30 protein-coding genes and 2 pseudogenes are annotated in these 26,538 nt (G+C 70.8%); 22 read left to right on the top strand and 10 right to left on the bottom strand.

Annotated features, from left to right (window positions below; translation table 11 throughout):
- Nucleotides 1-28: 28 nt before the first annotated feature.
- The 3 genes from FNH09_RS15535 to FNH09_RS15525 all read right to left on the bottom strand — a co-directional run bounded on the left by FNH09_RS15535 (nt 29) and on the right by FNH09_RS15525 (nt 2,420).
- The gene (locus FNH09_RS15535) at nt 29-610 is read right to left on the bottom strand and encodes a sugar O-acetyltransferase (RefSeq protein ID WP_152888211.1); all 582 of its coding nucleotides are present in this window, start codon (nt 608-610) and stop codon (nt 29-31) included.
- Nucleotides 611-701: 91 nt separating this feature from the next.
- On the bottom strand, nt 702-1,394 hold the full coding sequence (locus FNH09_RS15530; RefSeq protein ID WP_152888209.1) for a hypothetical protein: 693 nt from the start codon (nt 1,392-1,394) through the stop codon (nt 702-704).
- A 111-nt stretch (nt 1,395-1,505) separates the two neighbouring features.
- The gene (locus FNH09_RS15525) at nt 1,506-2,420 is read right to left on the bottom strand and encodes a LysR family transcriptional regulator (RefSeq protein ID WP_162468624.1); all 915 of its coding nucleotides are present in this window, start codon (nt 2,418-2,420) and stop codon (nt 1,506-1,508) included.
- Between the two features lie 137 nt (nt 2,421-2,557).
- Here FNH09_RS15525 and FNH09_RS50170 point away from each other — a divergent pair, with 137 nt between their 5' ends.
- From FNH09_RS50170 to FNH09_RS15505, 5 genes are all read left to right on the top strand, one after another.
- Nucleotides 2,558-2,641, top strand: a complete 84-nt coding sequence (locus FNH09_RS50170; protein WP_373299497.1) for a putative leader peptide — start codon at nt 2,558-2,560, stop codon at nt 2,639-2,641.
- Between the two features lie 155 nt (nt 2,642-2,796).
- Nucleotides 2,797-3,918, top strand: coding sequence for a dimethylsulfone monooxygenase SfnG (gene sfnG / locus FNH09_RS15520; protein ID WP_152888205.1), 1,122 nt, complete (start codon nt 2,797-2,799; stop codon nt 3,916-3,918).
- An 86-nt stretch (nt 3,919-4,004) separates the two neighbouring features.
- Nucleotides 4,005-4,559 carry an NADPH-dependent FMN reductase gene (gene ssuE / locus FNH09_RS15515; RefSeq protein WP_152888203.1) on the top strand — a complete coding sequence of 185 codons (555 nt, stop codon included), beginning with the start codon at nt 4,005-4,007 and terminating at the stop codon, nt 4,557-4,559.
- Nucleotides 4,560-4,563: 4 nt separating this feature from the next.
- Entirely contained in the window at nt 4,564-5,748 is a 1,185-nt protein-coding gene (locus tag FNH09_RS15510) for an SfnB family sulfur acquisition oxidoreductase (protein ID WP_152888201.1), read from the top strand.
- Between the two features lie 27 nt (nt 5,749-5,775).
- Nucleotides 5,776-6,915: an LLM class flavin-dependent oxidoreductase gene (locus FNH09_RS15505; RefSeq protein ID WP_162468623.1), complete on the top strand. Its 1,140-nt coding sequence runs from the start codon at nt 5,776-5,778 to the stop codon at nt 6,913-6,915.
- Here FNH09_RS15505 and FNH09_RS15500 read toward each other — a convergent pair.
- A complete protein-coding gene (locus FNH09_RS15500) occupies nt 6,888-7,184 on the bottom strand; it encodes a zinc-binding dehydrogenase (RefSeq protein WP_238426694.1) in 297 nt (98 codons plus the stop codon). The genes FNH09_RS15505 and FNH09_RS15500 overlap by 28 nt on opposite strands.
- A gap of 38 nt (nt 7,185-7,222) precedes the next feature.
- Between FNH09_RS15500 and FNH09_RS15495 the strand changes: the two are divergent.
- The 11 genes and pseudogenes from FNH09_RS15495 to FNH09_RS15455 all read left to right on the top strand — a co-directional run.
- Nucleotides 7,223-7,839 (top strand): annotated as a pseudogene (locus tag FNH09_RS15495) (GlxA family transcriptional regulator); the annotation flags it as partial.
- Nucleotides 7,840-7,988: 149 nt separating this feature from the next.
- Entirely contained in the window at nt 7,989-8,114 is a 126-nt protein-coding gene (locus tag FNH09_RS49500; protein WP_274390230.1) for a hypothetical protein, read from the top strand.
- 175 nt (nt 8,115-8,289) lie between these two features.
- Nucleotides 8,290-9,294 (top strand): amino acid ABC transporter permease, encoded by a 1,005-nt coding sequence (locus FNH09_RS15490; RefSeq protein WP_152888198.1) that lies wholly within the window; start codon nt 8,290-8,292, stop codon nt 9,292-9,294.
- Nucleotides 9,291-10,088: an amino acid ABC transporter ATP-binding protein gene (locus FNH09_RS15485; RefSeq protein WP_152888196.1), complete on the top strand. Its 798-nt coding sequence runs from the start codon at nt 9,291-9,293 to the stop codon at nt 10,086-10,088. Before FNH09_RS15490 ends, FNH09_RS15485 begins: the two co-directional genes overlap by 4 nt.
- A gap of 236 nt (nt 10,089-10,324) precedes the next feature.
- Nucleotides 10,325-11,080, top strand: coding sequence for a GNAT family N-acetyltransferase (locus tag FNH09_RS15480; protein WP_152888194.1), 756 nt, complete (start codon nt 10,325-10,327; stop codon nt 11,078-11,080).
- The gene (locus tag FNH09_RS50165) at nt 11,077-11,166 is read left to right on the top strand and encodes a putative leader peptide (protein ID WP_375983884.1); all 90 of its coding nucleotides are present in this window, start codon (nt 11,077-11,079) and stop codon (nt 11,164-11,166) included. Before FNH09_RS15480 ends, FNH09_RS50165 begins: the two co-directional genes overlap by 4 nt.
- A gap of 78 nt (nt 11,167-11,244) precedes the next feature.
- Nucleotides 11,245-12,459, top strand: coding sequence for an LLM class flavin-dependent oxidoreductase (locus FNH09_RS15475; RefSeq protein ID WP_162468622.1), 1,215 nt, complete (start codon nt 11,245-11,247; stop codon nt 12,457-12,459).
- 19 nt (nt 12,460-12,478) lie between these two features.
- A complete protein-coding gene (locus FNH09_RS15470; protein WP_152888190.1) occupies nt 12,479-13,852 on the top strand; it encodes an NtaA/DmoA family FMN-dependent monooxygenase in 1,374 nt (457 codons plus the stop codon).
- Nucleotides 13,849-14,940: an LLM class flavin-dependent oxidoreductase gene (locus FNH09_RS15465; protein ID WP_162468621.1), complete on the top strand. Its 1,092-nt coding sequence runs from the start codon at nt 13,849-13,851 to the stop codon at nt 14,938-14,940. The genes FNH09_RS15470 and FNH09_RS15465 overlap by 4 nt, the downstream gene beginning before the upstream one ends.
- Nucleotides 14,941-14,954: 14 nt before the next feature.
- The gene (locus FNH09_RS15460; protein ID WP_152888187.1) at nt 14,955-16,082 is read left to right on the top strand and encodes an LLM class flavin-dependent oxidoreductase; all 1,128 of its coding nucleotides are present in this window, start codon (nt 14,955-14,957) and stop codon (nt 16,080-16,082) included.
- A 160-nt stretch (nt 16,083-16,242) separates the two neighbouring features.
- Nucleotides 16,243-17,427: an acyl-CoA dehydrogenase family protein gene (locus tag FNH09_RS15455; protein WP_162468620.1), complete on the top strand. Its 1,185-nt coding sequence runs from the start codon at nt 16,243-16,245 to the stop codon at nt 17,425-17,427.
- Between the two features lie 33 nt (nt 17,428-17,460).
- On the opposite strand, the gene FNH09_RS15450 is transcribed toward FNH09_RS15455, so the two are convergent.
- On the bottom strand, nt 17,461-17,772 hold the full coding sequence (locus FNH09_RS15450) for an NIPSNAP family protein (protein WP_162468619.1): 312 nt from the start codon (nt 17,770-17,772) through the stop codon (nt 17,461-17,463).
- 347 nt (nt 17,773-18,119) lie between these two features.
- On the opposite strand from FNH09_RS15450, the gene FNH09_RS15445 reads away from it, so the two are divergent.
- The gene (locus tag FNH09_RS15445; RefSeq protein WP_152888183.1) at nt 18,120-19,322 is read left to right on the top strand and encodes a hypothetical protein; all 1,203 of its coding nucleotides are present in this window, start codon (nt 18,120-18,122) and stop codon (nt 19,320-19,322) included.
- Between the two features lie 142 nt (nt 19,323-19,464).
- On the opposite strand, the gene FNH09_RS15440 is transcribed toward FNH09_RS15445, so the two are convergent.
- Nucleotides 19,465-20,379, bottom strand: coding sequence for a LysR family transcriptional regulator (locus FNH09_RS15440; RefSeq protein ID WP_152888181.1), 915 nt, complete (start codon nt 20,377-20,379; stop codon nt 19,465-19,467).
- A 107-nt stretch (nt 20,380-20,486) separates the two neighbouring features.
- Between FNH09_RS15440 and FNH09_RS15435 the strand changes: the two genes are divergently transcribed.
- Nucleotides 20,487-21,332 carry an oxidoreductase gene (locus FNH09_RS15435; RefSeq protein WP_152888179.1) on the top strand — a complete coding sequence of 282 codons (846 nt, stop codon included), beginning with the start codon at nt 20,487-20,489 and terminating at the stop codon, nt 21,330-21,332.
- Nucleotides 21,333-21,338: 6 nt separating this feature from the next.
- Here FNH09_RS15435 and FNH09_RS15430 read toward each other — a convergent pair.
- A pseudogene (locus tag FNH09_RS15430) lies at nt 21,339-21,503 on the bottom strand (ADP-ribosylglycohydrolase family protein); the annotation flags it as partial.
- Between FNH09_RS15430 and FNH09_RS15425 the strand changes: the two are divergent.
- Together FNH09_RS15425 and FNH09_RS15420 are read left to right on the top strand one after the other, a co-directional pair.
- On the top strand, nt 21,499-21,936 hold the full coding sequence (locus FNH09_RS15425) for an SGNH/GDSL hydrolase family protein (protein WP_152888176.1): 438 nt from the start codon (nt 21,499-21,501) through the stop codon (nt 21,934-21,936). The pseudogene FNH09_RS15430 and the gene FNH09_RS15425 sit on opposite strands and share 5 nt — an antisense overlap.
- A 166-nt stretch (nt 21,937-22,102) precedes the next feature.
- Nucleotides 22,103-22,582, top strand: a complete 480-nt coding sequence (locus tag FNH09_RS15420; protein ID WP_152888174.1) for a DUF4259 domain-containing protein — start codon at nt 22,103-22,105, stop codon at nt 22,580-22,582.
- On the opposite strand, the gene FNH09_RS15415 is transcribed toward FNH09_RS15420, so the two are convergent.
- Nucleotides 22,567-22,995, bottom strand: coding sequence for a VOC family protein (locus FNH09_RS15415; protein WP_152888173.1), 429 nt, complete (start codon nt 22,993-22,995; stop codon nt 22,567-22,569). The genes FNH09_RS15420 and FNH09_RS15415 overlap by 16 nt on opposite strands.
- Nucleotides 22,996-23,243: 248 nt before the next feature.
- Here FNH09_RS15415 and FNH09_RS15410 point away from each other — a divergent pair, with 248 nt between their 5' ends.
- The gene (locus FNH09_RS15410; protein ID WP_152888171.1) at nt 23,244-24,098 is read left to right on the top strand and encodes a carbon-nitrogen hydrolase family protein; all 855 of its coding nucleotides are present in this window, start codon (nt 23,244-23,246) and stop codon (nt 24,096-24,098) included.
- Between the two features lie 210 nt (nt 24,099-24,308).
- Here the strand turns inward: FNH09_RS15410 and FNH09_RS15405 are convergent, their stop codons facing one another.
- Nucleotides 24,309-24,866, bottom strand: a complete 558-nt coding sequence (locus FNH09_RS15405; RefSeq protein WP_152888169.1) for a hypothetical protein — start codon at nt 24,864-24,866, stop codon at nt 24,309-24,311.
- A 128-nt stretch (nt 24,867-24,994) separates the two neighbouring features.
- Between FNH09_RS15405 and FNH09_RS15400 the strand changes: the two genes are divergently transcribed.
- On the top strand, nt 24,995-25,654 hold the full coding sequence (locus FNH09_RS15400) for an MSMEG_1061 family FMN-dependent PPOX-type flavoprotein (protein WP_152888166.1): 660 nt from the start codon (nt 24,995-24,997) through the stop codon (nt 25,652-25,654).
- Between the two features lie 113 nt (nt 25,655-25,767).
- Here FNH09_RS15400 and FNH09_RS15395 read toward each other — a convergent pair whose 3' ends face one another.
- Entirely contained in the window at nt 25,768-26,448 is a 681-nt protein-coding gene (locus FNH09_RS15395) for an NADPH-dependent F420 reductase (RefSeq protein WP_152888164.1), read from the bottom strand.
- Nucleotides 26,449-26,538 lie beyond the last annotated feature (90 nt).

Raw genomic sequence — 26,538 nt, 5'->3', positions numbered from 1 at the left:
GGTGGATTCCGTGACCGTGCCGGACGCCTCATAGGCTGCGTACCACGCGGGCGGGATTGCCGACGGCGACGACGTTCGCGGGTACCTCCTTGGTGACGACGGCGCCGGCGCCGATGACGGAGTTGTCCCCGATGGTGACTCCGGGCAGGACGATGGCGCCGCCGCCGATCCACACGTTGTCGCCGACGACGATCGGACGGGCCGCTTCGAGCTTGTCGCGCCGTGGCTGCGGCTCCAACGGATGGGTCGGGGTCAGCAACTGGACACCCGGGCCGATCTGACAGTCCTCGCCGATGGTGATGGCCGCGACGTCCAGCGCCGTGAGGTTGTAATTGACGAAGGTGCGCGCCCCGACGCTGATGTTGCTGCCGTAGTCGACATACAGCGGCGGACGCAGATGGGCCCCGTCACCGAAGGATCCGAGCAGTTCGCGCAGCAGCGGCTGGGCGGCGTCGGCGTCCTCGACGTAGGCGGCCTGGAAACGGGCGGCCAGGCGGACGGCGCGCTGCTGGCGACGGCCGATCTCCGGATCGTCCGCGACGTAGAGATCGCCTGCCTGCATGCGCTGGAGGTTCGTGCGGGGGTCCTGGGCGAAGTAGTCCGTCTGCATGCGCCAGTCCTTCCCGGGGCGCGCACGGACGTACCCGCGTGCAGCCGTCCGGCCCGTTCCGTCGCCGGACGATCGGCCTGCGCCGGGACGGTCAGTCGAGCCACCACTTGCGGATCCGGCGCCTCACCGCCCACACGGCCAGGCCGACGAGGGCGAAGAGGATCCAGGTGCCGACGAAGTCGAGCGGGTCGCTCTCGTGTGCGTCGACCGTGACGAGGCCGGCGACGACCGTGACCACGCAAGCTCCGACGATCAGCCTGCCGGTGAGCGGGAACTCGTCGAAGACGCTGGACTCGTCCGACTCGTGCGTGCCACGGCGCAGTCGGTCGGCGCAGTACAGCGCGAGCACCCCGCCGCCCAGCAGGGTCAGACCGCTGCCCAGGTAGAGGGCTGGATACTTCGTCGGTGAGTCCGTCGTCTGCTGGACGTGCCCGCGGAAGGTGATGTCGGTGCGGTGGCCGTGCCAGACGACCACCCCGATGCGGTCGCCCTTGTGCAGCCTCGACAGCACGGGTCCGGAGTCGTCGAGGTCGATCCGGCCGGATACGGAAGGGGGGCCCGTGACCTCGACCCAGTAGTGGCCGCCTCGGCCATTGGAGTGGTTCTCCAGCTCCTTGACCACGGCAGGGATGCCCCGGGTCTGTGACGCGGCTTCGTAGGACCGCACGGTGGCAAGGCTGCTCCGATACGGCAGCGCGAGCACGGCGACTCCGCCGAGGAAGGCGAGCAGCGCCAAGGCCGCCAGTCCCCGGGCTCGTCGCCCGGCATCCCAGGTCCTGCCCATCTGCGCCTCCCTGCCCGGGAGTTCGACTCGCGGCGGACGGGGAAGGTTGCGCCGCCACTGCCGTGGCCGCCCGCGCTGTCCATATCCGGACTGCCACGGTGTCATGACCCGCTACTGACCTACGTCGCGCATGAGTTCGCGGGCCCGGTGCACGAACGTCTCGTGCAGCTCCCCGGCCGCTCGTGGCACGGACTCCGCCCGTCGGCGTTGCAGCATCAGCAGCACCCGGGCGGAGTCGCCGGCCAGCGGGCGGCACACGATCGCGCCGCTGCGCTCCAGCGGGTCGCCGAGCACACTGAAGTCGGGCAGCACGGTCACCCCGAGCCCCTCCGCGACCATCAGCTTGCCCATCTCCGCGCCGTCGGTCGAGTACGAGATGGCCGGGGCCCGGCCCGCCAGCAACCGGTGCACATAGCGGTGCATCACATAGCCGGTGCGCATCGCGATCAGCGGCTCGGTGAGCAGTTCGTCCACCGACACCTCCGCCAGGGCCGCCAGCGGCCGGTCCGGCCGTACGCACACCACCGGCCGTCCGCACAGCAGCTGGGTGGTCTCGAAGCCGGCGGGCAGGTCGTCGCCGTCGAGATGGTTGACCAGGCCCAGATCGAAACCGCCCTCGGTGAGGCCTCGTTGGATCTCGGTCTGCCGTGCGCCCACCACCTCCACCTGGGTCAGCGGATGCGTCGCCCGGAACCTGCGAAGCACCGGGATGAGCAGGGACACGGTCGCGGCGTTCACCGTGCCGACGCGCACCAACCGGCTGAGGCGGTGCTGCTCGCCCGCCGCGGACCGCAGCCGGTCCACCGCCTCCAGCACGCTCACGATGTGCGGCATCAGCTCCTGCCCCGCCGCGCTCATCGTCGCCCCGGTGCGCTTGCGCTCCAGCAGGTCGACGCCCAGTTCCCGTTCCAGATTTCGCACCGTCTCGCTCAACGCGGGCTGTGAAAGTCTGAGTTCGTCGGCCGCCCTGCGCAGTGAGCCGAGCCGGGTCACGGCCGTGATGTATTCCAGCTGTTCGGTCCGCATCCCGGCAGAATGCGTCGGCGTACGGAGCATGTTCAAGGGTTTCCCTGTCACACCTTCGTGAAATGCAATGGTCCGCGATGCGAGAACGGTCGGGTTTTCCTTGACGATGTTCGGCACCGGCTGCCACCATCGACGGCATGAAGATGCGACTGGACCTCACGCGGCGACGCCACGTCGACCTCGCACGTGTCGCCAGCGCCTCCTGTTGCGCCGCGGCCTGACCTCTCCGCCGCCATCTCTCCCTGCACCGCCTGAATCAGGCAGCCCGGTAGGCCCGTCGTGACGCCGGTGCATCCGTTCACGGCCTCTTTGTGTTCCCGTGCGCGTCCATCGATTCCGGCGTGCCCGAAAACAATTCCGCAGCAGGAGTCACGCAATGTCCGCAGCGCCCGTGAAATTCGCCTACTGGGTCCCCAACGTCAGCGGTGGCCTCGTCACCAGCAGGATCGAGCAACGCACCGACTGGGGGTACGAATACAATCGTGAACTCGCCGTCCTCGCCGAGAACAACGGCTTTGAATACGCGCTCAGCCAGGTCCGGTACATGGCCAGTTACGGCGCCGAGTACCAGCACGAGTCGACCAGCTTCAGCCTCGCCCTGCTGCTCGCCACCCAGCGTCTGAAGGTCATCGCCGCCGTGCACCCCGGCCTCTGGCACCCCGGAGTCCTCGCCAAGCTCGGTGCCACAGCCGACCATCTCTCCAGCGGCCGCTTCGCCGTGAACGTCGTGTCCGGCTGGTTCAAGGACGAGTTCACCGCACTCGGCGAACCCTGGCTGGAGCACGACGAACGCTACCGTCGCGCCGAGGAGTTCATCCGCGCCCTGCGCCAGATCTGGACCGAGGACCGCGCCGAACTCGCGGGTGACTTCTACCGGTTGCGGGACTTCTCCCTCAAGCCCAAGCCGCTGAACACCCCCGAGCGACCGCACCCGGAGATCTTCCAGGGCGGCAACTCCACCGCCGCCCGCGCGATGGCAGGCCGGGTCTCCGACTGGTACTTCTCCAACGGCAAGGACTTCGACGGAGTCGCCGAGCAGATCGAGGACGTACGCGCGTCGGCGGCCCGAGCCGGTCGCCAGGCGCCGAAGTTCGGCCTCAACGGCTTCCTCATCGCCCGCGACACCGAGGCCGAGGCCCGCGACACCCTGCGCGAGATCGTCGCCAAGGCCGACACCGAGGCGGTCGAGGGCTTCGGAGCCGCGGTGAAGCAGGCCGGCCGGTCCACCGCCGACGGCAAGGGCATGTGGCAGGACTCCGGGTTCGAGGACCTCGTCCAGTACAACGACGGCTTCCGCACCGGACTGATCGGCACCCCCGAGCAGATCGCGCAGCGCATTGTTGCCTACAAGAGGCTCGGCGTCGACCTCCTCCTGCTCGGCTTCCTGCACTACCACGAGGAGGTCGTGTACTTCGGCCGCCACGTGCTTCCTCTCGTACGCGAGCTGGAAGCCCAACTCCCCGACGCGGAAACAGAGTCCGAGTCCGCTCTCGTCTGACGGCATCCCGCGAGAGAGCCCCCGCTTCCCTCCCCTCCGGGCACCCATCCGTTACGGGCGTCCCGGCTCCCAGAAAGAGGCACCTCATGGCCACCGTCCTGTCCGTCTCCGGCAGCCCCTCCGCGTCCTCCCGCACCGGTCGTCTGCTGCGCCACCTGGACCAGCAGCTGATCGCCCAGGGCCACGACGTCGTCCCGCTCGACGTCCGCACCATCCCCGCCCAGGCGCTGCTGGGCGCGGACCCGCGCCACCCCGCGATCGTCGAGGCCGCCGAACTGTTCGCCCGAGCCGACGGACTCGTCGTCGGCACCCCGGTCTACAAGGCCTCGTACTCCGGTGTCCTCAAGGCGCTGCTGGACCTGCTCCCGCAGTACGCGCTCGCCGGCAAGACCGTGCTGCCGCTGGCCACCGGCGGCTCCGTCGCCCACGTGCTCGCCATCGACTACGCACTGCGCCCGGTCCTGACCTCGATGGGCGCCGCCCACATCGTCCAGGGCTGGTTCACCCTCGACAAGGACATCACCGTCCGCGAGGACGGCACCCTCGCCCTCGCACCGGCGGTCGTCGAAGCCCTGTCCCCGATCGTCGACCAGTTCTCGGCCGCACTCGGAGGCCGGCCCGCCCTGAGCACGGCGGCCTGACCCGATGACCGCCCACGTCATCGCCGACGACGCCGAAGCCCTCGCCGCCGCCGCGGCCCTCGCCGACGAGTTCCGTGCCGGGGCCGCCGAACGGGACCGCGAACGCAGGCTTCCCACCGTTGAGTTGGCACGGCTGTCGGCCTCCGGCCTGCTCGCCGTGACCGTACCCGCGCAACACGGCGGCGCCGACGTCAGCGCCCTGACCCTCGCGGAGATCTTCCGGCTGCTCGGCTCGGCCGACGGCAGTCTCGCCCAGATCCCGCAGAGCCACTTCGTGTACGCGGGCGTCATTCGCCGGCAGGGCAGCGAGGAGCAGCAGAAGTTCTTCCACGCCGAACTGCTCGCCGGGCGCCGGTTCGGCAACGCCCAGTCCGAGGCGGGCACCCGGCACGTCCAGGACCTGCGCACCCGCCTCACGCCCCAGCCCGACGGTTCCCACCTGCTCACCGGGGTCAAGCACTACTGCACCGGTGCTCTCTTCGCCGACTGGATCCCCGTCCTCGCCCTGGCCGAGGACGACCGTCCGCATGTCGCCTACGTTCCCCGGGACGCCGACGGGCTCACGGTGATCGACGACTGGGACGGCATGGGACAGCGGACGACCGCGAGCGGCACGGTGCGCCTGGACGCAGTCACGGTGCCCGCCGACCGGGTGCTGCCCCACCACCTGACCTTCCAGGGACCCCAACTACACGGAGCGACAGCGCAGTTGCTGCATGCCGCCATCGACGTGGGGATCGCCCAGGGGGCACTGGCCGAGGCGGCGGAGTTCGTACGGACGAAGAGCCGGCCCTGGTTCGAGAGCGGGCTCGACACCGCCGCCGAGGACCCGCTGCTGATCCAGCGGTTCGGTGAACTCGCCCTGCTGGAAAGGGCGTCGCGGGCGCTCCTGCGCGAAGCGGCCCGCGCTGTCGACAGGGCCCGCGGTCACCTCACCGACGAGTCGGCCGCCGAGGCGTCCCTCGCCGTGGCCGCCGCCAAGGTGAGTGCGGCCGAGGCCGCGGTGACCGTCGGCGGCGCGCTCTTCGAGGTGTCCGGCACCCGATCGGCCCTCGACGCCCTCAATCTGCACCGGCACTGGCGGGACGCCCGCACCCACACCCTGCACGACCCGACCCGCTGGAAGATCCAGCACATCGGCCGGTACGTGCTCAACGGCACCCTGCCGCCCCGTCACGGCCTGCTCTGACGGGCCCTCGCGATCGGAGTACCTCTCGTGTCCCTCACCTTCCACTGGTTCCTGCCCACCAACGGCGACAGCCGTCACGTCGTCGGCGGCGGCCACGGCACCCCTGCCACCGCCTCGGGCCGGGACCGGCCGCCCACGGTCGCCTATCTGAGCCAGATCGCCAGGGCGGCCGAGGACCTCGGCTTCGTGGGGGCGCTCACCCCCACCGGCGCCTGGTGCGAGGACGCCTGGCTGACCACCGCGATGGTCAGCCAGAACACCGAGCGACTGAAGTTCCTGGTGGCTTTCCGGCCCGGCTTCGTCTCACCCACCCTTGCCGCGCAGATGGCGTCCACGTTCCAGCGGCAGTCCGGCGGACGGCTGCTGCTGAACGTGGTGACCGGCGGCGAGAGCCACGAGCAGCGGGCCTACGGGGACTTCCTCGACAAGGACGCCCGCTATCGCCGTACCGGTGAATTCCTCCAGGTCGTAAAGGCGTTGTGGGCGGGTGAGACGGTCGACCTGCGAGGTGAGCACATCCAGGTCGAGGGCGCGCGGCTGGCGCGGGTGCCGGATCCCGTTCCCGAGGTGTACTTCGGGGGATCATCGCCGGTCGCGGGCGAGGTCGCGGCCCGGCACGTCGACGCGTATCTCACCTGGGGCGAGCCGCCTGCCCAGGTCGCGCGGAAGATCGCGTGGATCCGGGGCCTGGCGGCGAAGGCCGGGAGGACCCTGCGGTTCGGGATCCGGCTGCATGTCATCACCCGCGACACCTCCCAGGAGGCGTGGGCCGAGGCGCGACGCCTGCTCGACGGATTCGATCCGCACACGGTGCGCTCCGTGCAGGAGGGGCTCGCGCGCAGCGAGTCCGAGGGGCAGCGGCGCATGCTGGCCCTGCACGCGGGCCGACGGGACGCGCTGGAGATCCACCCCAACCTGTGGGCCGGGATCGGGCTCGTGCGCGGCGGCGCGGGTACCGCCCTGGTCGGCTCGCACGAGGAGGTCGCCGACCGCATCAAGGAGTATGCGGCGCTGGGCATCGAGGAGTTCGTGCTGTCCGGGTACCCGCATCTGGAGGAGGCGTACTGCTTCGGGGAAGGGGTGCTGCCCCGGCTGGCGGGGGAGGGGCTGTGGCGCCATCCGGCCGCGGCACCGGCTGTTCAGGAGGCGCTGGTGCCGTTCGCGTGAGAGGGCGCGGGCAGGACGTCCGGTCGGTCGACCGTGAGCACCAGCTTTCCCGTGACCCTCCCGGTTTCGCCGAGCGCGTGGGCGCTGAAGGCGTCTGCCAGCGGGAACACGGCGTCGACGTGGACCTTCAGCCTGCCGGTCTCGACCAGCTCCGTGATGGCCGACAGGGCCCGCCGGTCGGGCTCGACCAGCATGAAGCCCGAGCGGACGGAACGCGCGGCCGTGGCCGAGGCCAGTGCCTCGGTCTCGCGGGCCGGGAGGGTGACCAGCGTGCCGCCGTCGCGCAGTACCGACAGCGAGCGCTCCGCACTGGTTCCACGCCGCGCGTTTCCGCGAGCTCTACCCGAGGACCCCGCTCGATCCCGACGTGCTCCACGTGGACGACGACGACATCCTCACCTCGGCCGGCGCCGCCGCCGGGATGGACCTCTGCCTGCACCTGATCCGCCGCGACCACGGCAGCGAGATCGCCAACCAGGTCGCCCGCCTGTGCGTGGTTCCGCCCTGGCGGGACGGCGGACAGGCCCAGTACATCGCCCGGCCCGTCCCCGAGGCGTCCGGCAGCAACACCGCCGGAGCCCGCGAATGGGCCTCCGGCGGCTCCACGAGCCCATCCAGCCGGGCCGGATGGCCGCCCAGGCCGGTATGAGTGTGCGCACCTTCAGCCGCCGTTTCCTCGCCGAGACCGGCCAGACCCCCGGCCAGTGGCTCACCGCCCAGCGGCTCGAACTCGCACGCAGACTGCTGGAGTTCAGCGACCTTCCGGTGGACCGGGTGGCCGAGCGGGCCGGGTTCGGCAGCGCCTCCTCGCTGCGTCAGCACCTGTCCGCCGCGATCGGCGTCTCACCCGCCGCGTACCGGCGTACCTTCCAGGGCCTCGACCACGGCCCGACCGGCCGCCGGCCGGTCGACGCCGACAACTGACGGGGACTGCCCGGCCGTTCCCCGCTCACCTTGCCGAAGGGGACACGGTCTCACCTGGTGGTCAGTCGCATTGACATTCTTTTCGGGGCATGTCTAACTTGCGGCGCAGAGCGAGATGCCCCAGAGCCGGAGAAGTGATGGTGACAGCGATGTGCGCAGCTGAAGGGACGGCCGCATGGCGGCGTTCCGGCCGCGTCCTGCTGTGCACGGACCGCTCCGTCGACCTGCTGCGCGTCAACAGCGCGCTGTGTACGGCCGCTTGTTGCGCCCTCTGACGAGGCTGACGGCTTTCTGAGTCACCGACGACCACCGCTGTCACGGTGGTCCCTCTCCCCGCCCAGCCCCCTTCCCGCGTGAATCCGTGCGTCGCCGCGTACCGAGCCGTTCCCGCTCGGCGCGGAAGGTGCCGCATCGCGCGGTCCGGGGTGTCCGAATCCGCTGGAGCCCACCATGAGTGAATCTCCGGGTATCGCTGTGTCCTCCGGATCAGCACCGCCCGCCGAGGCGATCCCTCGCCCCGTCGTCCCTGCCGAACCGAAGCCCCTCGCGGCGCAGCGGGTCCTGCCGCTCCGGCGTCCCGGCCGCTGGATCACCACAGCCGTCGTGCTCGTAGTGGTCGCCCAGATCACCCACGGGCTGGTGACCAACCCGTTCTACCAGTGGGACCGCTTCCGCTACTGGTTCCTGCGCCCCACCATCCTCGACGGGCTCGCCATCACCCTCGAAGTGACCGCGTTCAGTGCGGTGTTGGGGCTGCTCGGCGGGATCCTGATCGCGCTCGGCCGGCTCTCCGCGAACCCGGTGCTGCGCGCCGTGACCTGGTTCTACACCTGGCTGTTCCGGTCCGTGCCGCTGGTCGTCCTGCTGGTCTTCCTCTACAACTTCAGTGCCCTGTACAAGACTTTGAGCCTCGGGGTGCCCTTCGGGCCCGCCTTCTTCACCTTCGACGAGTCGAAGCTCGCCACCGACATGGCCGTCGCGGTCGTCGGACTCAGCCTCAACGAGGCGGCGTACGCCTCCGAGGTGGTGCGCGGCGGCATCCTCTCCGTCGACCAGGGGCAGCACGAGGCGGCCGCCGCGCTCGGTCTGCCCAAGGGCTACCAGTTCACCAGGATCGTCTTCCCGCAGGCCCTGAGGTCCATCACCCCGAACTACGTCAACCAGCTGATCGGCCTGATCAAGGCCACCTCGCTGGTGTTCTACGTGTCGCTGCTCGACGTGTTCGGCACGGTGCAGATGATGGGCAGCACCTACCCCGGCGACATCGTGCCGCTGCTGCTGGTAGCCACCGTCTGGTACCTGATCCTCACCAGCGCAGTGTCCGTCGTCCAGTTCTATGTCGAGCGGTACTTCGCCCGGGGCGCCACCCGCACCCTGCCGCCGACGCCGTTGCAGAAACTCCGCGCCGGACTCGGTGAGTTGCGGGCGCGTGCACGCAGGGAGGCCGTCGTATGAGCACCCGGACCGCCGAGATCCCGACGGCCGCGGCGCCCGCCGCCGTCGAGGTGCACGACGTGCACAAGTGGTACGGCGCCCACCGGGTGCTGGACGGCATCGACCTGACCGTACGGCCCGGCGAGGTCACCGTCGTCCTCGGCCCGTCCGGCTCCGGCAAGTCCACGCTGCTGCGGGTCATCAACCACCTGGAGAAGCCCGAGGTCGGCTACGTCAGCGTCAACGGCGAGCTGATCGGTGTGAAGCGCCAGGGCGAGCGGCTGAAGGAGCTGAGCGAGCGGGCGATCCTGGCGCAGCGCAGCCGGATCGGCTTCGTCTTCCAGAACTTCAACCTCTTCCCGCACCTCACCGTGCTGGATAACGTGGCAGCCGCCCCGGTCGCGACCGGGAAGCTGACCAAGCCCGAGGCTCAGGAACTGGCCCGGGAACTGCTCGGCCGGGTGGGCCTGGCCGACCGGACCGGCGCGTATCCACGGCAGCTGTCCGGCGGCCAGCAGCAGCGGGTGGCCATCGCGCGCGCCCTGGCCCTGCGGCCCGGCGTGATCCTCTTCGACGAACCCACCTCTGCCCTCGACCCCGAGCTCGTCGGCGAAGTCCTCGCCGTCATCAAGGACTTGGCGACCAGCGGCACGACCCTCGTCATCGTCACGCACGAGATCGGCTTCGCCCGCGAGGTCGCCGACCGGGTCGTGTTCATCGACGGCGGCCGGATCGTCGAGCAGGGCCCGCCGTCCGAGGTCCTCGACCATCCGAAGCACGAGCGGACCAGGGACTTCCTCAGCAGAGTCCTCTGACCGCCGACCGCCGCTTGCCATCCGCCGACCGCCGACCGCCGACCGCCGACCGCCGACCGCCGACCGCCGACCGCCGACCGCCGACCGCCGCTTGCCATCCGCCGCCCGTCGTCCGCCGCTTGCCGTCCGCCGACAGACAACTCTTCGCCACAGGTGGCCCGTCGGGCCGCGCCGTGACCCGGCCCGGCTCCGGCCGCGCCCCGCAGCAGTCCAGACAAGGGAGACTTCGCACCGCCATGTCCACCAGCGTCCATCGCGCCCCGTCCTCGTCCTCGTCCCCGAGCCCGAGCCCGACGCAACCGCACATCCTGGACAACGCCGCCTGGGCCGCGCTCACCGGTCCGCACGCCCACCTCGCCGAGCGGGTCGGCCGGGCCGCCCGCTACCCCACGGACGTCTCCCCGTTCACCGCCCTGGAAGACCCCGCCGATCCCCGGGCCTGGGACGATCTGGCCGCGCTGGTGGGCCCCGGCACCGTCACCGCGGTCACCGCGGCCCCGAGCGTGCCCGCCGGATGGGAGATCGAGGAAAGCGGTGCGGGCGTCCAACTGGTGGACACCGCCCTCTTCGCCGAACCCGCACCCGAAGCGGTACGACTCGGGCCCGCCGACGTGCCGGAGATCCTCGACCTGATCACCCTCACCCAGCCGGGCCCCTTCCTGCCCCGTACCGTCGAGCTGGGCACCTACCTCGGCATCCGGGACCGCGGGCGGCTGATCGCCCTGGCCGGCGAACGCCTACGTCCGCCGGGCTGGACCGAGATCAGCGCCGTCTGCACCCACCCGGACCACCGCGGCCGGGGCCTGGCCACCCGGCTGGTCCGCGCGGTCGCGGCGGGGATCAGGGAACGCGGCGACACCCCCTTCCTGCACGCCGCGGCGAGCAACACCCGCGCCATCCGGCTCTACGAGTCCATCGGGTTCACCCTGCGCCGCCGCACCCAGTTCACGCTGGTCCGCACGCCGGGCGGCCGGCCGGAAGAGAAAGCATGAACCCCGCCCGGCCCCGCCGCCTGCACCTTTACTCCCGGCCGCACATCGACCTGCTGCGCACGGCCGGCGCGCTCTGTCGTTCCTGACACCCGTTGTCCTCGCGGCCGCCCCCTCACGCACGGGGCCGGCTCCCTCGTACAGCTGATCAGGAAGGCACCGATCCCGTGTCCTCGTCACCCTCCCCGCTGCACCTCGCCGTCGCCCTCGACGGCGCCGGCTGGCACCCGGCCGCCTGGCGCGAGCCCGTCGCCCGGCCCCACGAACTGCTCACCGCCGCCTACTGGACCGACCTCGTCACCGAGGCCGAGCGCGGACTGCTCGACTTCGTGACCATCGAGGACTCGCTCGGCCTCCAGTCCTCGTCCGCCACCGAACCCGACGACCGCACCGACCAGGTCCGCGGACGCCTGGACGCCGTCCTCATCGCCGCGCGGGTCGCCCCGCTGACCCGCCACATCGGTGTGGTACCGACTGTGGTGGCCACCCACACGGAGCCGTTCCACATCTCCAAGGCGATCGCCACCCTCGACTATGTGAGCAGCGGCCGCGCCGGTCTGCGCGTCCAGGTCACGGCGCGCCGCAACGAGGCCGCACACTTCGGACGCCGTACCTTCCCTCCGTTCCGGATCGAGGACTACGACACACCCGCCGTGCAGGACGTGGTGACCGACATCTTCGACGAGGCGGCCGACCACGTCGAGGTCGTACGCAGACTGTGGGACAGCTGGGAGGACGACGCGGAGATCCGGGACGTCGCCACCGGCCGCTTCGTCGACCGGGACAAACTCCACCACATCGACTTCGACGGCCGATTCTTCAGCGTCAAGGGACCCTCGATCACACCCCGCCCGCCCCAGGGCCAGCCGATCGTCAGCGCCCTGGCCCACGCGACCGTCCCCTACCGGCTGGTGGCCCGGGCCGCCGACATCGGTTACGTCACCCCGCACGACGCGGACCAGGCCCGCGCCGTCGTCGCGGAGATCCGTGCCGAGCAGACGGCGGCCGACCGCGCCGACGACACCCTGCACGTCTTCGGTGACCTGGTGGTCTTCCTCGACGACGACCCCGCCGAGGCCGCGGCCCGCCGGGAGCGCCTGGACGTCCTCGCGGGACACCCGTACACCAGCGACGCCCGCATCTTCACCGGCACACCCTCTCAACTCGCCGACCTGCTTCAGGAATTGCAGTCGGCCGGGCTGAGCGGCTTCCGGCTGCGGCCCGCCGTCGCCGGCCACGACCTTCCGGCGATCACCCGGGGCCTGGTTCCCGAACTCCAGCGCCGGGACGCCTTCCGCCGCGCCTACGAGGCCGACACCCTGCGCGGGCTGCTGGGGCTCGCCCGCCCCGCCAACCGCTATGCCGATGCCGCGCACGCCTGAGCCGGAGGGACCGTACGACATGAGCAAGCCCCTGAAGCAGATCCATCTGGCCGCCCACTTCCCCGGCGTCAACAACACCACGGTGTGGAGCGACCCCGAGGCCGGCAGCCACATCGAGTTCAGCTCCTTCGCGCACTTCGCGCGGACCGCCGAGCGCGCAAAGTTCGACTTCCTGTTCCTCGCGGAGGGACTGAGGCTGCGCGAACAGGGCGGGAAGATATACGACTTGGATGTGGTCGGCCGTCCCGACACCTTCACGGTCCTCGCCGCGCTCGCCGCCGTCACCGAACACCTCGGACTGACCGGCACCATCAACTCCACCTTCAACGAGCCCTACGAGGTCGCCCGCCAGTTCGCCAGCCTCGACCATCTCTCCGGCGGCCGCGCCGCCTGGAACGTGGTCACCTCCTGGGACGCCTTCACCGGCGAGAACTTCCGGCGCGGCGGCTTCCTGCCGCAGCAGGAGCGCTACTCCCGGGCCAAGGAGTTCCTGGCCACGGCAAACGAACTGTTCGACTCCTGGCACGGCGACGAGATCGTCGCCGACCCGGCCACCGGCACCTTCCTGCGCGACGCGAAGGCCGGCGCCTTCGAGCACCGAGGCCGGCACTTCGACATCCACGGCCAGTTCAACGTGCCACGCTCGCCGCAGGGCCGCCCGGTGATCTTCCAGGCGGGCGACTCCGAAGAGGGCCGGGAGTTCGCCGCCGCCGGCGCCGACGCCATCTTCAGCCGGTACAGCACCCTCGACGCGGGTCGGGCGTTCTACACCGACGTCAAGTCCCGCCTGGCCAAGTACGGCCGCCGGACCGACCAGTTGCTGATCCTCCCGGCCGCCACCTTCGTACTGGGCGACACCGATGCCGAGGCCGAGGACCTGGCCAAGGAGGTGCGCCGCCGACAGGTCAGCGGCGCCACGGCCATCAAGCACCTGGAGTTCGTGTGGAACCGGGACCTGTCCTCGTACGACCCGGACGGACCGCTGCCCGACATCGATCCGGACGTCGGCGACCACCACATCTCCCAGGGGCGCGCCCAGGTACGCATGTACCGCGACCCGCTGGCCACCGCTCGCGAGTGGCGCGAACTCGCCGCGGCCAACCGGTGGTCCATCCGCGACCTGGTCATCGAGACCGGCAACCGGCAGGCCTTCATCGGCTCACCGGCCACCGTCGCGAAGACCATCAACGACTTCGTCCAGGCCGACGCCAGTGACGGCTTCATCCTCGTGCCGCACCTCACTCCGGGCGGCCTCGACCCCTTCGCCGACAAGGTGGTCCCGCTCCTCCAGGAACAGGGGGTCTTCCGCACCGAGTACGAGGGCCCGACCCTGCGCGACCACCTCGGCCTGGCCCACCCCGACGAGGTGCGCGACGAGCGGGCGGCATCGTGAAGTTCCTCGCCATCACCCTGATCGTGCACGCCCCGCACCCGGTGACGGGCGTACGCAAGTCCACCCAGGACCGCTTCCGCGAGGTGCTCGACAACGCGCTGCTCGCCGAGGAGCTGGGCTTCGACGGCTTCGGCGTGGGGGAGCGCCACGAGAGGCCCTTCATCTCCTCTTCGCCGCCCGTCGTCCTCAGCCACATCGCCGCCCTCACCTCAAGGATCCGGCTGTTCACCGCAGTCACCACGCTCAGCCTCCTCGACCCGGTACGGGCCTACGAGGACTACGCGACCCTGGACCACCTCTCCGGCGGACGCCTGGAGCTGATCATCGGCAAGGGCAACGGGACCGCCCAGCGCGAGCTGTTCCAGGTCACCCCTGAGGACCAGTGGGACCGCAACGCCGAGAGCTACGAGGTGTTCCGCACGCTCTGGCGCCAGGACAAGGTGACCGCCGACACCCGCTTCCGCCCCGCACTCAAGGACGCGGAGGTGTGGCCCCGGCCTCTGCAACAGCCGATCCGGGTCTGGCACGGCAGCGCGACCAGCAAGGAGTCGGTCGACCTCGCCGCCCGCTACGGCGACCCGCTCTTCTCCGCCAACGTCACCAACCCCATCGAGCCCTACGCCGAGTTGATCCACTACTACCGGGAGCGCTGGGAGCACTACGGCCACGATCCGGCCGGCATCGCGGTGGGCGCGGGGACGGCGGGCCTCTACGCGGCCCGTACCTCCCAGGAGGCGATCGCCGCCTACCGGCCCGTGTTCGAAGGAAACCTCGCCTTCCAGAAACGGCTGGGTCTCGACCCGGTGTTCACGACCCTGGAGGACTTCGTGGAGCACAGCTCCGCGCTGATCGGCAGTCCCCAGCAGATCACCGAGAAGGTGCACCGCTACCACGAGCAATTCGGGCACACCGTACTGCATCTGCAAGCCGACGCAGGGGGACTGACGGACCGCCAACACCGCGACTCCCTCGCACTCTTCCAGTCGGACATCGCGCCGGTGCTGCGCCGCGAGATCCCCGACCCGCCGTTCCCCTGGGGCCCGGTCCTCGCGCAGCCCGCACCCGCACCCGTGCCCGCCGACCACTGAGGAGCCCTCCGCACATGTCCGACATCCCCCTTGGCGTCCTGGACCTGATCCCGATCTCGACCGGCTCCAGCGCCACCGAAGCGCTGCACAACTCCATCGACCTGGCCCGGCAGGCCGAACGCCTCGGCTACGCCCGGTACTGGGTCGCCGAGCACCACCTCAACCCGGGCGTGGCCGGCACCTCGCCCGCGGTCGTCCTGGCGCTGACCGCCTCCGCGACCTCGACCATCCGGCTCGGGTCCGGCGCCGCCCAACTGGGCCATCGCACCGCCCTGTCCACGGTCGAGGAGTTCGGCCTGATCGACGCCCTGCACCCCGGGCGCCTCGACCTGGGCCTCGGCCGCTCCGGCGGACGCCCGCGCGGCGGGGCCGCCAGCCCGCCGCCGACCGCTACCGAGGTGGTCGACGGATACGCCCCCAACGGCCTGCGCATCCCGCCCCGGTTCTCGTTCGAGCACCTGCTCGGCTCGCCGCGGGTCGCGCTCCAGCGCAAGCTGCTCCACCTGCCGAACGCCGAGTCGCAGGACTACAGCGAGCAGATCGACGACGTCCTGGCGCTGCTGGCGGGCACGTACCGCTCCGCCGAAGGCATCGAGGCCCATGTCGTGCCCGGAGAGGGCGCCGACGTCGAGATCTGGATCCTGGGCAGCAGCGGAGGCGAGAGCGCCGCGGTCGCGGGCCGCAACGGCCTGCGGTTCGCGGCGAACTACCACGTCAGTCCGGCCACGGTGCTCGAAGCGGCGGAGGGCTATCGCGCCGCGTTCGAGCCGTCCGACGTCCTGGACAAGCCGTACGTCAGTGTGTCCGCGGACGTCGTGGTCGCCGAGGACGACGAGACCGCCCGTGAACTCGCCACGGGATACGGCCTATGGGTGCGCAGCATCCGTACGGCCGAGGGCGCCATCCGGTTCCCCACGCCGGACGAGGCCCGCGCGCACGCCTGGTCCGACGCGGACCGGGCACTGGTGCAGGACCGTCTCGACACCCAGTTCGTCGGCTCCCCGAGCCGGGTCGCCGACCAGTTGGCCCGGCTCCAGGCGGCCACCGGCGCGGACGAGCTGCTGATCACCACGATCACTCACGACCACGCGGACCGGGTGCGTTCCTACGAGTTGCTGGCCGAGGAGTGGCGCAAGCGGTGAGGCGAGGCAGGTGAGGCGAGGAAGGTGAGGCGGGGAGGGAAGGCGCGGCTGGTGGGGCAAGGGGAGCGGAGGTGCGGGAGGATCCGACGCGGCGTTGACAGTCGCCGGGATCGGCGCGACGGTGAGGGGTCTGCTGTGACCCGAGACCGGAGGTCGCCCCGTGGCCGGTTCGTCAGCGCCTCGTTCGGACACCGACCTCGTCGCACGCGTACGCGATCTCCAGCCACTCATCCGCGCGCACGCCCTGCGCGCGGAGCAGCGACGCCGGGTGACGGACGAGGTCGTCGAGGCGCTCACCGATGCGGGGATATTCCGCATGAACGTTCCCCGTCACTACGGCGGTTACCAGTCCTCGCTCCGCACCCAGGTCGACGCGCTGAGCGAGGTCTCGGCCGCGTGCGGTTCGGCCGGGTTCATGGCGTTGATCCAGGCCGGGTGCGCCTTCATCGCGGCCCTGTTCGCCGACGAGGCACAGGAAGAGATCTTCACCGTCCCCGACGTACGGGTCGGTGGCACACTCATCCCGAGCTCCAAGGCCGTTGCCGTGGACGGCGGTTACGTGGTCAGCGGCAACTCCCCGTTCGCGACCGGCTGCCAGGACGCCGACTGGCATCTGCTGACCGCGCTGGCCGACACCGGACAGGGCCCGCCGGAGATGCTGTGGCTGGCGATCCCCATGACCGAACTGAAGGTGCTGGACGACTGGAACGTCTCCGGTCTGGCCGGGAGCGGCAGCAACACCGTCGTCGCCCAGGACGTCCACGTACCCGACCACCGCGTACTGCCGGTGGGGCCGTTGCTGGCGGGCGAGTTCGCGTCCCGGCGCAACAGTGCCGCCCCCTACTACCGGATGCCGGTGCTGCTGCTGTTCTGCGCCTGGACGGCCGCGAACGCCCTCGGCCTGGCGCGGGCGGCTCTGACGGAGTTCGGCGAGCGCATCCATCGGCGGGGCATCACGTACACCTTCTACGAGCGCCAGCACGAAGCCCCGGTGACGCATCTCCAGTTCGCCGAGGCCGAGATGAAGGTAGCCGCCGCGGAACTGCTCACCGCGGACTTCGTGGGACTGATCGACTCCAGGGTGGCCGACCCGGCGCCGTACACGACGCGGGAGCGGGCCCGGATCAGGGCGCAGTGCGGGTATCTGGTGCGGTTGTGCAAGGAGGCCGCCGACCTGATCGGGTCCGCTTCGGGCGCCTCGTCCCTCAACCGGGAGGTGCCGGTCCAGCGGATCGTGCGGGACCTGAACGCCCTGAGCCTGCACTCGTTCGTCAACCCGGTCGCCAACCTGGAGCTGTATGGCAGGGTGCTGTCGGGGCTCGACGCCGGGACGCCGTTCCTCTGAAGCGCGTCACCCTCGACCGCCCCACGCGGAACGCTAGGAGTTGACGTCCAGCGGTCGCAGGAAGCGGCGTTCGTACCGCTTGATGCAACGGGTGCTGCGAGCCAGCTCGATGGCGTCCTGGCATTCCGGGTCGGTCGCGCTGTCCTTGCGATACTGCTCGTACGCGGCGAAACTCGGAAAGGAGAACAGGGCGTAGGCGATGTCGCTGTCGCCCTCGCTCGGCAGGAAGTAGCCGTGGTGTGTTCCGCCGAACCGGTTGACGAGCCCGACCCAGCGGCGGCCGTACTCCTCGAAGTCGTCGAGCTTTTCGGCGTCGATCTCGTACTTCAGGTGAATGGTGATCACACCCACATGATGGTGCATGCCGGTTCGGGCTCGAAGGCTGCCCCCGCCGTCCGAGCGGTTCGGTTGCCAAGAGCGGCCGTGTTGGGCACTATCCACGTCATGACTACACGAAAGGGCCGTCGGCCCTCAGGTCGTTGACCGGCTCGTGGTGGGTGCGCGGCGGTGGTAGCGCCGACGAGAGTCCCACCCTCTTCGACCACGCACGGACACTTCGTGGTCGTTACGGTCCCGGTCCCTGGCCCGGGTTCGGTGATCCGCTCCCCGACTCACCCTCGGACAGCACTCGCCTCGTCATCGTCGGCGGCGGTGAGGACGCGCTGCTACGACGTACCCCGGACGGGGACGGTGTGGATCCTCCCACCGGTGTCGAACTCGCCGACCGCCTCCAACACCTGCTGTCGGCACCGGCGCCCGGCGTGAGCGGCGACGAACTGCGAGGCCTTCACGACCTCCTCGCCACCTCATCGCCGATCGAGGTCGCCGACGAGCTCAGTGCCGAGGTCCGTCGCCGCGGTCTGCCGCGCGACGGCCTGCGCAGACTGGGGCGGCAGTTGGCGGAGCACGGTACCCACCGGGCCCCGGTCAAGATCGGCCTGGTGCTCCTGGGCCTGGGCGGGGACGTCCGCGACCGGGAACTGCTGCTTCTGCTCGGCACCTTGGACGAGCTCACCCTGTACGCAGCCGTCGCACTGCACCGCTCCCAGCCCGACGGAGACCGGGCCGTCCACGCCCTGGCTCAGCGGGTCTCGGGCTGGGGCCGCATCCAGTCGGTCCGGACGCTGCGCGACATCACCGATCCCGGTATCAAGGCATGGCTGCTGCGCGAGGGCTTCCGCAACGCCATCATGGACGAGTACCTCGCCCACCTGGCCGCGACCACGGGCGACCTGCACGGCGCACTGAGCCGTCTCCACGTCGACACTGCGCTCCTGAACGGCTGCGGCGGCATTCTGGCCGCCATGGCCGTCGGCCAGGGAGGGCCCGCTCCCGGCCTGGCCGACTACGCGCACGCCGTCACCGTGCTGCACCGCTATGCCGACTTGGCCCAGGCCGGGACGCCCGCCATCGGCATGCTTCTCGATCTGATCAGCATCACCATGTTCATCCGTCACCCGCCCCAAGAACTGCCCTGGACATCCGCCGAAATCGAGGGCCTGACAGCACGCTACGAGGGACTGCTCCACGAACCCCGTTGGCAGGCGCTGGTCCTGGACCACCTCGACGGCCCCGGACGACCCGACTTCCACCTCGCTCTGCGGCCTGCCGAGATCCTGCACCTGAACCCGACAGCCCGACTCCTGGCACATCTGGAAACCGGACCGTCCCTGCTCGACCCGTCCTGGGGTCACGCGCTGCGCCACAGCCACCGCCGGCACGTCGCGCGCATCCTCGACCTGGCCGAACGACGCCTCGCCACCCCCCCCGTCCCGAACGCGACCACGCCCTGCTGCTGTTCGCGCACTTCCTGCGACGCCATCCTGAACACGGCTGGCCCCTGCTGCGGTCCGCCCTCACCACCAGCACGCCCGAAGCACGCCGCACCGCGCTGAGCACCCTCGCCGAATGGCCCGCAGACTCCCTCCCGCAGGAGGCCGCCGACCACCTGCGCGCTGCCCAGGGATGACTGGTCGCGTTCCGGTGTACGCCACCGCGCGGACGGCGGCGGGACCGGTGACGGGCCCGAGCGGGTGGTCAAGAGGGGCCGGTTGCCACCCTTTCCGCCGCGGCCAGGTAGGCCAGCACGGTGGGCCGCTCGTCGTCCGTGCGCGCGGCCACCGCCAGACGAGAGGGGGAAACGCCGCGGACCGGTACGGCGATCACCTCGTCCCGGACGACCAGCGAAGCGTTGCCGGCCGCCAGCAGCGCCACCCCCTGGCCGTTGGCGATCGCCTCGTGGGTCTCCTCGGCGCTGGCCACCACCCCGCCGATCCGGGGCGTGCGATCACCACGGGAGTCCAGGGCCAGCCAGTAGTCCCGCAGCGGACCGGCCTCCGGGGGAAGAGCCAGGAACGGCTCGTCGAGGAGATCGGCGAAGTCCACCGCACCCTCGTGGTCGGCCGCGGCCCGTGCCGCCAGGGGGTGTCCGTACGGCAGCGCCACAACGCGTGGTTCCTCGGCCACGATCGCGTACCGATAGCGTTCGTCGTCCGGTAGCGGCAGCCAGACGAACGCCACATCGCTGGAGCCGTCCGCCAGTCCGGCACTGGGGTCGGCCCAGTTGACCTGCCGCAGCACGGGCCGTGCGTCCGGGTACAGGGAGACCAGCCGGGCGCGGAGGGCGGGCAGCAGCCCGCGGCCGGGGCTGGTGGACATGCCGATGACCAGGGTGTGCCGTTCGGCGGCCTTCGCGTCCTCCACCGCCGCCTGGGCGGCCTGCCAGGAGGCCAGTAACTCGCGGGCGTGCGGCAGCAGGGCTTCCCCCGTTGCCGTCAGCCGCACCGACCTGCGGTCCCGGTGGAACAGAGACGTGCCGAGCTGCTTCTCCAACATCCGGATCTGCTTGCTGAGCGCGGGCTGGGAGACGAACAGCCGCTCGGCGGCCCGCGTGAAGTTCAACTCCTCGGCGACCGTGGCGAAGTAGCGCAGATCGCGCCCGTGGACGTCCATAACGCATGGCTATCACAACAGATCTTGGACATGGTCCCGTATCCCGGCGAAGGATGGGGGCTGTCGGCGGGAAGGTCCCGGACGGCAGATGACGGGGGAGACGAGAGATGACCGAGAACGGCAAGGTCTGGCTGGTCACCGGCGCGAGCAGCGGCTTCGGGCGGGCCATCGCCGAAGCCGCGGTCGCAGCCGGGGACACGCTGATCGGTACGGCCCGACGGCCCGAGGGCCTGGCGGACCTGGTCGCCGCGTACCCCGACCGGGTGGAGGCGATCGGCCTCGACGTCACGGACGGCGCGCGGATCGACGCGGTGGCCGCCGACATCCTGGCTCGCTACGGCCGGGTCGACGTGCTGGTGAACAACGCAGGGCGTACGCAGGTCGGGGCATTCGAGGAGACCACGGACCAGGAGCTGCGCGACCTGTTCGAGGTGCACGTGTTCGGCCCGGCCCGGCTGACCCGGGCGCTGCTGCCGCAGATGCGGGAGCGAGGCAGCGGATCGATCGTGAACATCAGCAGTTTCGGCGGGCAGTTGTCCTTCGCCGGATTCTCCGCGTACAGCGCGACCAAGGCGGCACTGGAGCAGCTGTCCGAGGGCCTGGCCGACGAGGTGACGCCGTTCGGCGTCAAGGTGCTGATCGTGGAGCCCGGTGCCTTCCGCACCAACCTGTTCGGCAAGGGCGCGGCGTACTTCTCCGAGGAGCACCCGGCGTACGCCGAGAAGGTCGGCGCGACCCGGAAGCTGGTGCAGGAGGGCGACGGCGCGCAGCCCGGGGACCCGGCGAAGGCCGCCGCGGCGATCCGGCTGGCCCTGGACGCCGAGAACACCCCGCTGCGGCTCGCCCTGGGCGGCGACGCGGTGGACTTCCTCGTGGGGCACCTGGATTCGGTACGGGCCGAACTCGCCGCGTGGGAGGAGGTTTCCCGGGGCACGGGGTTCGATCCGCAGTGACCCGGTTCAGCCCCCGAGGCGCTGCGCGAGGTCGAGCAGATCCGCCAGGCGCAGGACCCGTCCGTCGAAGCCCGGCAGGGGGACGTGGAGCGGGCGGGTCCAGCGGGCGGGGATCGCGTCCAGCCCGTAGTACGCCCCCGCGAGGCCTCCTGTCACCGCGGCGACGGTGTCCATCACGGTCGGGTACCCGACGATCGTTCCCGAGGACCCCAGCGGCTGTGACCGCAACGACCCGACGGAGCTGGCCGTCCACCTCAAGGGCGTGGGACTGCTCTCGGTCACCCGGGGGGACGTCGCCTGGCTGCACGAAGTGACCACCCACCTCGACGCCGTCATCCGGGCCGTCACCGAACGGAGCGGCGACGAGTACGTCGACACCGCCACCTCCAGCAAAGGCCACGACGTGTGCCGGCCGCAGGAGACGAAGTGGGTGGAGGGCATCTGCGGACAGGCCGCCTCGTACTGGCCCGACCACCTGGCCTTCGGCCCGCTCTCGCTGGACTGCTCCGACGGCAAGAAGGCCACGTTCGTACACCCCAACGCCGCCGGCCACGCCGCCATCGCCGCACAGGTCGAAGCTGCCGTCCGCAAGGCACTGGGCTGACTGTCGAAGGCCACTGCGATCAACCGGCCGGATCACGATGCTCGAACGCCGGATGCTCGACTCCGCAGACACTCAACTCCTGCTCCGCGTCGTCGAGTTCTGCTCGCTCGTGGCCGTGTCAGTGCCTGGTGCGAAGATCCGGACGACCTGACGCGAGGAGATCGGCATGGGTACTTGGGATATCGGTCCCTTCGACAACGACACAGCCGCGGACTTCGCCGCCGCTCTGGACGACGCCGAGCCCGAGTCACGCGAGATCCTGATCCGAGGCGTGCTCGTCCGGACGATCGACGCCACTGGCTGGCTCACGGGAGCGGAGGAGGCGGTGGCCGCCGCCGCGCTCATCGCGGCGCAGTGCCCCGGAGGCGAACCCGTCGATCCGGCCTACGGCCCGGCAACGCCCATGCCCGTGTTTCCTGCCGACCTTCGGTCCCTCGCTGACGAAGCCCTCGCACGTATCGTCGACGACGAGGACGGACCGGCCTCGAACTGGGTCGACCCGGAGGACTGGAGACGGTGGCGGGCCATACTCGGGCGCCTTCGCGCAGTCCTTGCCCCGCCACCACCGTCCATCGCACTTTTCGACGTTCAGCCGCCCGGGCCGTCTCTCGACCGCCGCCCGGGCGCGCCCTACGGACGGACGTAAGGTCGGGTCATAACCTCCAGGTTGTGGCCGTCCGGGTCGGCGAAGTAAGCGCCGCGGCCGCCGAACAGGCGGTTGATCTTGCCGGGTTCGGTGTGGCCCGGGTCGGCGTAGTAGGTCACCCCGACCACCTCCAGTCGGGCGATCACGGCGTCGAACCGCTCGTCCGGTACGAGAAAGGCGTAGTGCTGGGACTGGATCGGCTCGTCCCGCTTCTCGTAGTAGTCGAGCGTCACGCCGTTGCCGAGGTCGACGGGCAGGAACGGACCGAACGGGGCGCCGACCTCCAGGCCCAGAATCGCGGCGAGGAACTCGGCGGACAGGTGCCGGTCGCTTGCGTAGACGGCGGTGTGGTTCAGCTGGACGCCAGTGGTCGGCAGTTCGCATGCATGCGGGTACGGCTGGTCATAGGACATCGGTGGGGTGTCTCCGGTCGTGGGACTCGCGCGAAGGGGGCGCCGTACGCGGGCGCCGGGAGCAAAGACGCGGAGAGGGGTGGCGGGGCCCTTGCCCGCCTCGTGCTCACGCCGGGGCCGGGAACCTCACTCGTGCATGGCCCATGGCCGACCCGGCAGTCACCCGGCCGACTCTAGTGACCAGGGGAGGCCAGGGGCAACACCGGCCCGAGGTCCCGGCCGAGCCTGCTCGGGTAGTTTGGTCCGCCATGGATGATCTTCACGCCCTGCCCGCCGCACCGCTCACCGTGGCGGCCGGTCAGGCCGCCTGTGCCGGGTTGGATGTCGCCGCCGACGTCGCCGCCGCCGCCGACCTGGTCCGCCGCGCCGCCGACCAGGGCGCCGACCTGCTGGTCCTGCCGGAGCTCTTCCTCACCGGCTACGAACTGCCGGGCATCGTGGCCGACCCCACGACCTACACGCTGAGCCCTGCGGACGCCCGGCTGGATCCCTTGGCCACCGCCTGCGCCGAGACCCGCACCGCCGTGGTGGCCGGGGCGCCCACCTGCGACCCCGACACCGGCGAACTGCGCATCTCCGCCATGGTCCTGGGCCGTGACGGCCGCTTCGCCGCTCAGTACGACAAGCAGCACGTCACCCCGAGCGAGCGTGCTGCCGGCTTCGGGGCGGGTACGCGTGGTTGCACCATCGCTGTGGACGGCTGGCGACTCGGACTCGGCATCTGCTGGGACTCCGGTTTCCCCGAGCACGCCCGGGCCGCCGCCCTCGACGGCTGTCACGCGTACCTGGTCGGCGCGATGTTCGGCCGGGGAAGCGGTGAGCGCCAGCGCGCAACGGTCTTCCCGGCACGGGCCCTGGACAACACCACCTATGTCCTGCTGGCCAATCACAGCGGGCCCAGCGGCCCGTACCACGGCTGCGGCGGCAGTGCGATATGGAACCCGGACGGCACACTGCTCGCCGACGCCGGCACCGCCGAACCCGGCCTGGCCACCGCCTCTCTCCGACCTGACGTCCTGGCACGGGCCCGGGCAGAGGAGCCGGTACTGGTCGACCCCTCGCTGACGGCCCCGGTATGCCCCCGCGTCGGCGCCGACGTATGAGACAGGCACGGTGACCCGACATCAGATGGGTGCCCGACGCCGTGGAACAGTCCTGGGCGATCAGTACGTCCGGGTGCGCTGATCCCGGCATAGGTCTGCGGGACTGGACGAGGCCCCCGCGCGGATCGCCCGGCGTGGGCCTCACCTGGTTGCGCCTGTGTGACGCCGAGCCATGCCGTGAGCGGCGTCGCCCGGGGCGTGAGGCGTCGGCTAGGTGGTGTACTCGACCACCTGCACCCCAGGAGCGAAGTACTCGACGGCGGTGGTGAGCCGGCTTAGGTCCAGCCGCCAGCCGTTCACGGCCCGGGACGCCACGAGCAGTTCGGCCGATACGGGGGTGAGCGCCTCGCCGATGGAGCGGGCGATGCGTCCCTGCCCGGACCCGGGCAGCGGCGGGGCCCCCTCGCGTCGGGCGACGCCGACCCACAGGAGCACACTGTGCGGCACCGGTTGCTGCCACAGCACCACAGCCGTGATGTCCTGCCACGGCACATGCGCCGTGGTGCCGCGGTAGCGGACGGGGGATCCGCCGAGGAGTATGCCTGTCGCGTCGACTCTGAACGCCGTCTTCCGGGTCAGTGCTCCCGCGGCCATGAGCAGTCCGCCACCACCGAACAGCAGCAGGCCCACGATCCGCAGGCCCAGCGGAATGTTGAGGGAGGGCACCAACAGCAGCACACTGAACAGGGCCGAGACCGTCAGGACCGAGGTCGTCTTGCGGTCGAATCCGTACAGCGCCTCGTATATGGGCGCTTCGCTGTCGTTCATGATGAGATCATGGCTCTGAACCTCGACCGGAACCACTACGTTGCGATCCACGGTCGTCTAAAGGTGTCTCCATGTCTCTGTGCCCACCGGCCGAGATGAATCGCGGATCGGCCCGTTAGGGTCGGGGTATGACGTCACCTCTTGTCGGCAGTGCCTTCGACTTGCTCAGTCTCGACGCCGTGTCCGATCAGGACGCGCTGCGCCAGGTCTACGAACTTCCCGGCGACGCGGCTGTGCGCAAGCAGATGACGGAACTCACCGAACAGACCCGCCGGTTGATCGGATGCTCGTCGCTGGTCCTGGTCGCCAGCACGGACGCCGAGGGCAACTGTGACGTCTCCCCGCGCGGCGGACCGGCCGGATTCGTCGCCGTCCTCGACGCATGGACGCTGGCGATCCCGGACGCGACCGGCAACAAGCGTCTGGACACCCTCCAGAACGTCGTCGCCACCGGGCGGGCCGGACTGCTGTTCGTCATCCCCGGACGCACCACGACGCTCAGGGTGAACGGCCGGGCCTGCGTCTCCACTCGCCCGGAACTGCTGTCGCAGCTGACCGCGGTGGGCAAGCCGCCGGCCAGTGCGCTGGTGGTGGGGATCGAGGAGGTCTACCCGCACTGCCCCAAGTCGCTGCTGCGCAGCGGCGCCTGGAAGCCGGAGCAGTGGCTGCCGGCGGACGCCCAGCCGACCTCGGCCGAGGTGACGCTGGCTCAGCTGCGGATGCCGGAGCTGACGATCGCCGACATCGAGCAGGCGGAGGCGGATTCGCTGAAATACCGGTACGAGTAACGGGCCGAGCGGCGATTGCCGAACCCTCGGACCAGCTCCCCCGCTCCGTATGCCGCCCCGCCGGACAATCGGCGGGGCGGCATACGTGTACCGGCAGGCGCGCTCGCCGGGTGTCAGCGGGCGGCGGCCTCGATGCGGGCACGGACGATGTCGGCTCCGGCCGGGGTGGCCTCGGCGTTCATGAAGTCGGCTGCGTCGCCCGCGTACGGCAGCCCGTACACGGGGGTACCGGGCTGCGAGCGCCAGCTGTCGGCGAGGCTGCCGAAGGCCAGCGTGTCGAAGCCGAGCAGGTCGAGCAGTTCCGCCGCGTGCGCCACCGCAGCCGGGTCGTCGCCCGCGAGGGGCAGCGCGGTGCGGTCCGGCGCCCCCTTCGGGCGGGCCAGCGCGCCCAGGTGGCGGAAGAAGATGTTGTTGAATCCCTTCACCACATGCGCGTCCGGCAGATGGCCCTGGAGGAGTTGACTCTCCGTGATGGCGCCGTCCTTCAGTGCGGTGATCTCGCCGTCCCGCTCCGGGTAGTAGTTGCCGGTGTCGATGACGGTCTTCCCGGACAGCGGAGCCGCCGGGACCTGGTCGAATGCCTTGAGCGGCACGGTCACCACCACCCAGTCGCCCGCCGCGCCGGCTTCCGCCGGGGTCGCCGCGCGGGCCCGCGGGCCGAGCTCGGCGACCAGGTCGCCGAGTGTCTCGGGGCCGCGTGAATTGCTGAGCACGACGTCCAGGCCGGCGTCGACCGCCAGCCGGGCCAGTGTGCCGCCGATGTGTCCACTGCCGATGAGTCCGAGAGTAGCCATGGTTGTCACAACCTCGCGGCACGGCCGTGGATTCCGCTTCCGACCGGTTCTTTTGGATCAGGGGGTCGCAGACCCGGGCCGCGGTGACGC

It is taken from the genome of Streptomyces adustus (assembly GCF_009377175.1).
GTDB lineage: Bacteria > Actinomycetota > Actinomycetes > Streptomycetales > Streptomycetaceae > Streptomyces > Streptomyces adustus.
This window is presented reverse-complemented; position numbering and strand designations above follow the sequence as displayed.

Coding starts and splice junctions, on each gene's coding strand:
- FNH09_RS15440 (WP_152888181.1), bottom strand. CDS start 20,379: ATGGACGTCCACGGGCGCGATCTGCGCTACTTCGCCACGGTCGCCGAG.
- FNH09_RS15435 (WP_152888179.1), top strand. CDS start 20,487: ATGACCGAGAACGGCAAGGTCTGGCTGGTCACCGGCGCGAGCAGCGGC.
- FNH09_RS49500 (WP_274390230.1), top strand. CDS start 7,989: ATGTGCGCAGCTGAAGGGACGGCCGCATGGCGGCGTTCCGGCCGCGTC.
- FNH09_RS15480 (WP_152888194.1), top strand. CDS start 10,325: ATGTCCACCAGCGTCCATCGCGCCCCGTCCTCGTCCTCGTCCCCGAGC.
- FNH09_RS15525 (WP_162468624.1), bottom strand. CDS start 2,420: ATGCGGACCGAACAGCTGGAATACATCACGGCCGTGACCCGGCTCGGC.
- FNH09_RS15485 (WP_152888196.1), top strand. CDS start 9,291: ATGAGCACCCGGACCGCCGAGATCCCGACGGCCGCGGCGCCCGCCGCC.
- FNH09_RS15490 (WP_152888198.1), top strand. CDS start 8,290: ATGAGTGAATCTCCGGGTATCGCTGTGTCCTCCGGATCAGCACCGCCC.
- FNH09_RS15460 (WP_152888187.1), top strand. CDS start 14,955: ATGTCCGACATCCCCCTTGGCGTCCTGGACCTGATCCCGATCTCGACC.
- FNH09_RS15400 (WP_152888166.1), top strand. CDS start 24,995: ATGACGTCACCTCTTGTCGGCAGTGCCTTCGACTTGCTCAGTCTCGAC.
- FNH09_RS50165 (WP_375983884.1), top strand. CDS start 11,077: ATGAACCCCGCCCGGCCCCGCCGCCTGCACCTTTACTCCCGGCCGCAC.
- FNH09_RS15420 (WP_152888174.1), top strand. CDS start 22,103: ATGGGTACTTGGGATATCGGTCCCTTCGACAACGACACAGCCGCGGAC.
- ssuE (WP_152888203.1), top strand. CDS start 4,005: ATGGCCACCGTCCTGTCCGTCTCCGGCAGCCCCTCCGCGTCCTCCCGC.
- FNH09_RS50170 (WP_373299497.1), top strand. CDS start 2,558: ATGAAGATGCGACTGGACCTCACGCGGCGACGCCACGTCGACCTCGCA.
- sfnG (WP_152888205.1), top strand. CDS start 2,797: ATGTCCGCAGCGCCCGTGAAATTCGCCTACTGGGTCCCCAACGTCAGC.
- FNH09_RS15410 (WP_152888171.1), top strand. CDS start 23,244: ATGGATGATCTTCACGCCCTGCCCGCCGCACCGCTCACCGTGGCGGCC.
- FNH09_RS15415 (WP_152888173.1), bottom strand. CDS start 22,995: ATGTCCTATGACCAGCCGTACCCGCATGCATGCGAACTGCCGACCACT.
- FNH09_RS15395 (WP_152888164.1), bottom strand. CDS start 26,448: ATGGCTACTCTCGGACTCATCGGCAGTGGACACATCGGCGGCACACTG.
- FNH09_RS15510 (WP_152888201.1), top strand. CDS start 4,564: ATGACCGCCCACGTCATCGCCGACGACGCCGAAGCCCTCGCCGCCGCC.
- FNH09_RS15405 (WP_152888169.1), bottom strand. CDS start 24,866: ATGAACGACAGCGAAGCGCCCATATACGAGGCGCTGTACGGATTCGAC.
- FNH09_RS15535 (WP_152888211.1), bottom strand. CDS start 610: ATGCAGACGGACTACTTCGCCCAGGACCCCCGCACGAACCTCCAGCGC.
- FNH09_RS15530 (WP_152888209.1), bottom strand. CDS start 1,394: ATGGGCAGGACCTGGGATGCCGGGCGACGAGCCCGGGGACTGGCGGCC.
- FNH09_RS15470 (WP_152888190.1), top strand. CDS start 12,479: ATGAGCAAGCCCCTGAAGCAGATCCATCTGGCCGCCCACTTCCCCGGC.